The 6,673-nt window shown below is 70.3% G+C and carries 4 protein-coding genes; 3 read left to right on the top strand and 1 reads right to left on the bottom strand.

Annotation, left to right across the window (positions count from 1 at the left end):
* Positions 1-47: 47 nt before the first annotated feature.
* Both ABZ796_RS01845 and ABZ796_RS01850 read left to right on the top strand, forming a co-directional pair.
* Positions 48-3,461: a bifunctional proline dehydrogenase/L-glutamate gamma-semialdehyde dehydrogenase gene (locus ABZ796_RS01845; protein WP_357334129.1), complete on the top strand. Its 3,414-nt coding sequence runs from the start codon at positions 48-50 to the stop codon at positions 3,459-3,461.
* 107 nt (positions 3,462-3,568) lie between these two features.
* Positions 3,569-3,973: a hypothetical protein gene (locus ABZ796_RS01850; RefSeq protein WP_357334131.1), complete on the top strand. Its 405-nt coding sequence runs from the start codon at positions 3,569-3,571 to the stop codon at positions 3,971-3,973.
* Positions 3,974-4,045: 72 nt separating this feature from the next.
* Here the strand turns inward: ABZ796_RS01850 and ABZ796_RS01855 are convergent, their stop codons facing one another.
* Positions 4,046-5,668 (bottom strand): Coagulation factor 5/8 type domain-containing protein, encoded by a 1,623-nt coding sequence (locus tag ABZ796_RS01855; protein ID WP_357334133.1) that lies wholly within the window; start codon positions 5,666-5,668, stop codon positions 4,046-4,048.
* Positions 5,669-5,722: 54 nt separating this feature from the next.
* Here ABZ796_RS01855 and proC point away from each other — a divergent pair, with 54 nt between their 5' ends.
* On the top strand, positions 5,723-6,571 hold the full coding sequence (gene proC / locus ABZ796_RS01860; RefSeq protein WP_357334135.1) for a pyrroline-5-carboxylate reductase: 849 nt from the start codon (positions 5,723-5,725) through the stop codon (positions 6,569-6,571).
* Positions 6,572-6,673 lie beyond the last annotated feature (102 nt).

Below are 6,673 nucleotides of genomic sequence, written 5' to 3' on the forward strand. Positions count from 1 at the left end.
GGAAACATCGCTTTATCTTACGTGACTCCGGTCGCATACTCGGCTCTATGACCACCAATGACGCGCTCATCGCCGAGGTCGACCACCTCGTTCGCGGCTGGCTGGCGAAGGCTTCGACCAAGCCCGCCGCCCCGGCCGCACAGCGCCTCGCCGACGTACTCAAGGACCCCGCCGGCCTCGACTTCACCGTCGGCTTCGTCGACCGGGTGATCCGGCCCGAGGACGTACGCGTGGCCGCGGCCAGCCTCCGCGAGCTGGCCGGCGACGTACCTTCGTTCCTGCCCTGGCACCTGAAGCTGGGCGTGAAGCTCGGCGCGCTGATGTCGCTGGTCGCGCCGTGGTTCGTCATCCCGGTGGCGCGGCGCGCGCTGCGGCAGATGGTGGGACACCTGCTGATCGACGCCTCCGACGCTCGCCTCGGCAAGCAGATCGAGCGGATCCGCGAACGCGGCGTGAACCTGAACATCAACCTCCTCGGTGAGGCGGTCCTGGGGCAGAAGGAGGCCGACCGGCGTCTGGCCGGGATCCGCAAGCTGCTCGCGCGCGACGACGTCGACTACGTCTCGGTGAAGGTCTCCTCGCCGGTCGCGCCGCACGCGGTCTGGGCCTACGACGAGGCGGTCGAGCACGTGGTCGAGCGGCTCCTCCCGCTCTACACCTACGCCGCGGAGTCCTCGGCAGCCGGGACGAAGAAGTTCATCAACCTGGACATGGAGGAGTACCGCGACCTCGACATGACCATCGACGTCTTCACGCGGCTCCTCGACCGCCCCGAGCTGGCGTCGCTCGAGGCCGGGATCGTGCTTCAGGCGTACCTGCCCGACGCGATGTCGGCGATGATGCGGCTTCAGGAGTGGTCTGCCGCTCGGCGTGCACGTGGGGGCGCGCCGATCAAGGTGCGTCTGGTCAAGGGTGCCAACCTGCCGATGGAGCACGTCGAGGCGTCGCTGCACGGCTGGCCGGTGGCGACCTGGTCGACCAAGCAGGACTCCGACACCAACTACAAGCGGGTGCTGTCCTGGGCACTGACGCCCGAGCGGATGGCCAACGTGCGCGTCGGCGTCGCCGGTCACAACCTGTTCGACGTGGCGTACGCCTGGATCCTGGCCGGTCAGCGCCAGGTTCGTGACTCGGTCGAGTTCGAGATGCTGCTGGGCATGGCCGAGGGCCAGGCCGAGGCGGTCCGCGAGACCGTCGGCGGCCTGCTGCTCTATGTGCCGGTCGTGCACCCCAAGGACTTCGACGTCGCGATCGCCTACCTCGTGCGTCGCCTCGAGGAGGGCGCCAGCACCGAGAACTTCATGTCGGCCGTCTTCGACCTCAACTCCTCCGAGACGCTCTTCGCGCGGGAGAAGGATCGGTTCGTACGCTCGCTGGCCGCCGTCGACTCCTCGGTGCCCGGGCCCAACCGGACCCAGGATCGGCGCGAGCCGGTGGCCGATGACGTGCAGCGCGTCTTCGACAACATCCCGGACACCGACCCGCACCTGCCGGGCAACCGGGTGTGGGGCAAGGCGATCATCGCTCGAGTGGGCACCTCGACGCTGGGCGAGCAGCTCGTCGCCGACCACACCCTGACCTCGGTGGAGGCCGTGGAGTCGGTGCTCGAGGGTGCCGTCGGTGCCCAGGCCGACTGGGGGCGCAAGACCGGTGCCGAGCGGGCCGCCGTGCTGCGGGCCGCCGCCGTCGAGGTCGAGCGGCGTCGGGCCGAGTGGCTCGAGGTCGCTGCGTCGGAGTGCGGCAAGACGCTCGACCAGGGTGACCCCGAGGTCTCCGAGGCGATCGACTTCCTCAACTACTACGCGAGCCTGGCCGAGGGGCTCGACACGGTCGACGGTGCCCGGCAGGTGCCGGTCCGGCTGACGCTGGTCACCCCGCCGTGGAACTTCCCGCTCGCGATCCCGACCGGTGGTGTCGCGGCGGCGCTCGCGGCCGGGTCGGCCGTGGTGATCAAGCCTGCTCCGCAGGCGCAGCGCTGCGGCTCGGTGCTGGTCGAGACCCTGTGGGCCGCGGGGGTGCCGAAGGAGGTGCTGCGGCTGGTCCACGTACCGGAGAACGAGGTCGGACGTGCGCTGATCGCCTCGCCGCTGGTCGACCGGCTCGTGCTGACCGGTGCGTTCGACACGGCGGAGCTCTTCCGCTCGTTCCGCCCGGACCTGCCGCTGCTGGCCGAGACCTCCGGCAAGAACTCGTTGGTGGTCACGCCGGATGCCGACCTCGACCTGGCCGTCAAGGACCTCGTCTACTCCGCCTTCGGCCACGCCGGGCAGAAGTGCTCGGCGGCATCGCTGGGGATCCTGGTGGGCTCCGTCGCGACCTCGCGGCGCTTCCGCGACCAGCTGATCGATGCGGTCACCTCGCTTCGCGTCGGTTATCCGACCGACCCGACGGTGCAGGTGGGCCCGGTCATCGAGCCCGCCTCCGGCAAGCTGCTCAAGGCGCTGACGACCCTGGCCCCGGGTGAGTCCTGGCTGGTGAGGCCGCGTCAGCTCGACGACACCGGCCGGCTCTGGTCGCCGGGTGTGAAGACCGGTGTCAAGCGTGGCTCCGAGTTCCACCTGACCGAGTACTTCGGTCCCGTCCTCGGCCTCATCTCGGCCGACTCGCTGGATGAGGCGATCGAGATCCAGAACCAGGTCGACTACGGCCTCACCGCGGGCATCCACAGCCTCGACCGGGCCGAGATCTCGCAGTGGCTGTCGTCGGTGGAGGCCGGCAACGCCTACGTCAACCGGGGCATCACCGGCGCGATCGTGCGTCGCCAGCCGTTCGGTGGCTGGAAGAAATCGGCCGTCGGTGCCGGGACGAAGGCCGGTGGACCCAACTACCTGGTCGGCCTCAGCGACTGGGTCTCGGCTCCGGCCACCGAGCTCGCGACGCCTTCCCCCGCCGTCCGGTCGCTCGTCGACTGGGCCGGTCGGTTGGGGATCGACGACATCGAGATGCTCCAGCGTGCCGCCGGGTCGGACGCGCTCGCCTGGGAGCGCGAGTTCGGTGCGGCCCGGGACGTCTCGCGGCTGACCGCCGAGGTCAACGTGCTGCGCTACTCCCCGGTGCCGGTCACCATCCGGTACGAGGGTGGCCCCGTCGCTCACCTGCTGCGGGTCCTCGCTGCCGGTGTCGCCGCCGGGGCGCCGGTGACGGTCTCCGTCGCCGACGCCCTCGAGGAGGAGACAGCAGCGCTGGTGCGGGCGACCGGTGTGACGTACGTCGTCGAGGACGGCGCCGCGTGGGCGTCGATCCTCTCCGGGCCGCATGCGCCCAGCCGCGTACGCCTGCTGGGTGGGTCGCGCGAGGTCTTCGCGGCTGCGAGCCAGGGCCGGGTCGACATCGCCCTCTACGCCCAGCCCGTCGTCGAGGCCGGCCGGGTCGAGCTGCTGACGTTCTTGCACGAGCAGGCCGTCTCGATCACCGCCCACCGCTTCGGCTCTCCGACCCCGCTGGTGGACAACCTCTTCTGACACCAATCCGCGCCGAGTCGGCTCGTCATGACGAGCCGACTCGGCGCGGAGATCGGTGAGAACGAGCCGACTCATCGAGCTCCTGCGCGTACTCCTACAGTGGTGCGATGACTTCGATCGCGCAGACCATCGCGCGCCTCCTGCTGGGTGTGGCGATGGTGGGCGCTGGGGTGGCGCACCTGACCACCCAGCGACAGGAGTTCCGGGCGCAGGTGCCCAGCTGGTTCCCGATCGACGAGGACCTGACGGTGCTCGGCTCGGGCGTCGTCGAGATCGGCCTCGGGCTGGCCTTCCTCGTGCTGCCGGCCAAGCGACGGATCGTCGGAGCGCTGCTCGCCGCGTTCTTCGTGGCGGTCTTTCCCGGCAACATCGCGCAGTACGTGGAGGGCGTCGACGCGTTCGGTCTCGACACGGACACCGCGCGGTTGGTCCGGCTGTTCTTCCAGCCCGTGCTCATTCTGTGGGCCCTGTTCGGTGGCGGCTGGTTGCGACGTTCGAGAAGCGACGACTGAACCGGCACCAACGCCGAGTCGGCTCGTCATAACGAGCCGACTCGGCGCTGATTCGTGTCAGAACGAGCCGACTCAGCCGGCGGCGGCCTGGGCCCCTGCCCATGTGCGCAGGTAGGTCTCCGGGCCGCGGACGATGTCGTCGATGACGTCCTGGCCGCCGGTGAGGCGGAGGTCCTCGAGGTAGTCGGGGACCATCCCGTAGTGGGCGACGCCGTCGGTGTTGTAGTCCCAGATCCGCTGGCCGGTGACCTGGCGGTCGATGAGCGAGCCGCCGTCGAAGCTGCGGAACGGGTAGGTGACCCGCGTCTTCGCCGGGCCGGGTGTGCCGCCGAAGCCGTTCATGTCGAAGCCGAACCCGATGCCCGCGCCGTAGCGGTCGCGGACGGGGGCGGTGCGGGCGTACTCCGCCAGGAACTGGTCGGTGCTGTGGCCGTAGATCGTCGAGAAGCCGCCGAGGGCGTAGAGCCGGTCGAGGTAGCGCTCGTCCATCCAGGAGTGGCTGGCGAGCACCCCGGGGTAGTCGGTCTCCTCGAGGATGTCGAGGGCGCGGCCGGCGGCTTTGGCGCTCATGTGGTCGACCTCGACCATCATGCCGCGCTTGATCAGCCCGCGCAGCGCGTATTCGCCGAGGGCGGAGAGGCCGTGGGGGTTGCAGACGGTGCCCGCGGGATAGATCGGCGGCTGCGGCAGCCAGTCGAGCTCGGCCGGCCGGTCGACCAGGCGCGGGTTGTTGTCGTGCGGCTGGTCGGGGTCGCAGGCCTTCGGTGTCCAGAACGTGCCGGTGGTGAGGAACTGACCGGCGTTGATCAGCAGCCCGGTGGCGCCCTCGTCGTAGCGGACCCCGCACAGCGCGTTGTCGAACTTGTGGCACAGGAACATCGAGGAGACCCCGAGCGACTTCAGCTCGTCGAGCCCGGCATCGATGTTGGCGCGTGTGCACATTGCCAGCCGCAGCTTCTGGGAGCAGCCGAACGGCTCGGAGGTCTCCATGCCGAGCACCACGGCGAGCTTGCCGTCCTCGATCACTTCGCGCGCCCGGTCGGCGTCGGTGACGATCCGGTACCAGCCCCGCCCCTCGCCGCCGTACTGCGCGTCGATGAAGGCCTGGGTGTCGTAGGCATCCCGGGCCTGCCTCCGCACCGCGGTCATCTCGTCGCAGGACTGGTGGGTGCCCGGGTTGATCGCACACAGGGCCTTGTTGCTGGTCAGGTTCACGACCATGATCCGCTGCCCGGCGCGCCACGAGCGCTCGACCCAGCGGTAGTACATCTGCTGGTGGGTCAGCGAGTCGTAGGCCGGCCAGTCGGCGAACGACGGCCAGCCGGTGGTGTCGTGGAACCCGAGCGGGCTGCCCGAGCGGGTCAGGTTCTCCAGGAGCGCCGTCTCCCCGGCGATCCCGTGGGAGGGGCAGTCCTTCAGCGCGTCCGCGACCCCGGCCTCGGAGAAGACCTTCCCGCAGACCGCCGCCCCGCCGATCCCGTCCTGCATGAACATGTGGCTGTGGGCGTCGATCAGCCCTTGCACGGTGCCATCCGGGGCGGTGCCCGTGAACGGCTCACCGGTCACGTTGACCTCGGACTCGGGCGATGGGAGCCGGCGCTCCGCATCGTCTCCCGAGGCGGCGGGCGGACCCACCATCGCGACCGTCAGCCCGAGGGCGACCACAGCAAGCAGGGACGTACGTCTGAAGCGCATGTGGCCTCCCGATGACCAGCGGCGAGTACGGGTGTGGGTATCGCAACCTAGCAGTTGCTTGGGTCGCTTGGGGGCTTATCCACGCAGGTCGTCCGCTCTGACAGACTGACGAGCATGACCATCGCGATCATCGGTGCAGGCAATATGGGTGGGGCTGTCCTCGCCGGACTTCTCGAGGCCGGTCATGCGCCGGAGAGCGTCATCGTGGTGGAGGCGCGCGAGGAGCAGGCGGCGGCGCTCCGGGAGAAGCACGGCATCCGTACGCTGCCGGCCGCCGAGGCAGCGGCCGAGGCCGACGTGGTGGTGCTGGCGGTGAAGCCCTACGGCGTGGTGCCGGTGCTCGAGTCGGTCGCGTCCGCTCTCGGTGAGGGGACGACGGTCATCTCCTTGGCCGCCGGCGTGCCGACCTCGGCGATGGAGCCCGCCGTCCCGGACGGTGTCTCGGTCGTGCGAGTCATGCCCAACACCCCGGCCCTGGTCGGCGAGGGCATGTCCGCGGTCGCGGGCGGCGCCAAGGCGACCCCGGAGGCGGTCGCCACCGCGGCCGACCTGATGGGTGCCGTCGGCAAGGTCGTCACCGTCCCCGAGTCGCAGATCGACGCGGTCACCGCGATCAGCGGCTCCGGCCCGGCGTACGTCTTCCTGATCGCCGAGGCCTGGATCGAGGCGGGCGTCCATCTGGGGCTGACCAGGGACGACGCGACCACACTCGTCATCCAGACGCTGTCCGGATCCGCCAAGCTGCTCGAGAGCGGCACCCATCCCGCGGTCCTCCGCGAGCAGGTCACCTCCCCGGGCGGCACCACCGCCGCGGCCCTCGGCGCGCTCGAGCAGAACGGCCTGCGGGCGGCCTTCCTCGAGGCCACCCGCGCCGCCTACGTACGCAGCCAAGAACTGTCCTAGCCGCCACCGCTGGTCGAGCCGCCTCGCTGGTCGAGCCGCCGGAGCCGCTAGGCGGAGGCGTGGGGGGGGGGGGAAGCGGCACGACACCAACGAGCGGCGGGG

This window comes from Nocardioides sp. NPDC047086 (genome assembly GCF_040643685.1).
In the GTDB taxonomy this organism is placed as follows: domain Bacteria; phylum Actinomycetota; class Actinomycetes; order Propionibacteriales; family Nocardioidaceae; genus Nocardioides.

Excerpts from the sequence above, each read along its gene's own strand:
- ABZ796_RS01845 (WP_357334129.1), top strand. The coding sequence starts at position 48 with ATGACCACCAATGACGCGCTCATCGCCGAGGTCGACCACCTCGTTCGC.
- ABZ796_RS01850 (WP_357334131.1), top strand. The coding sequence starts at position 3,569 with ATGACTTCGATCGCGCAGACCATCGCGCGCCTCCTGCTGGGTGTGGCG.
- ABZ796_RS01855 (WP_357334133.1), bottom strand. The coding sequence starts at position 5,668 with ATGCGCTTCAGACGTACGTCCCTGCTTGCTGTGGTCGCCCTCGGGCTG.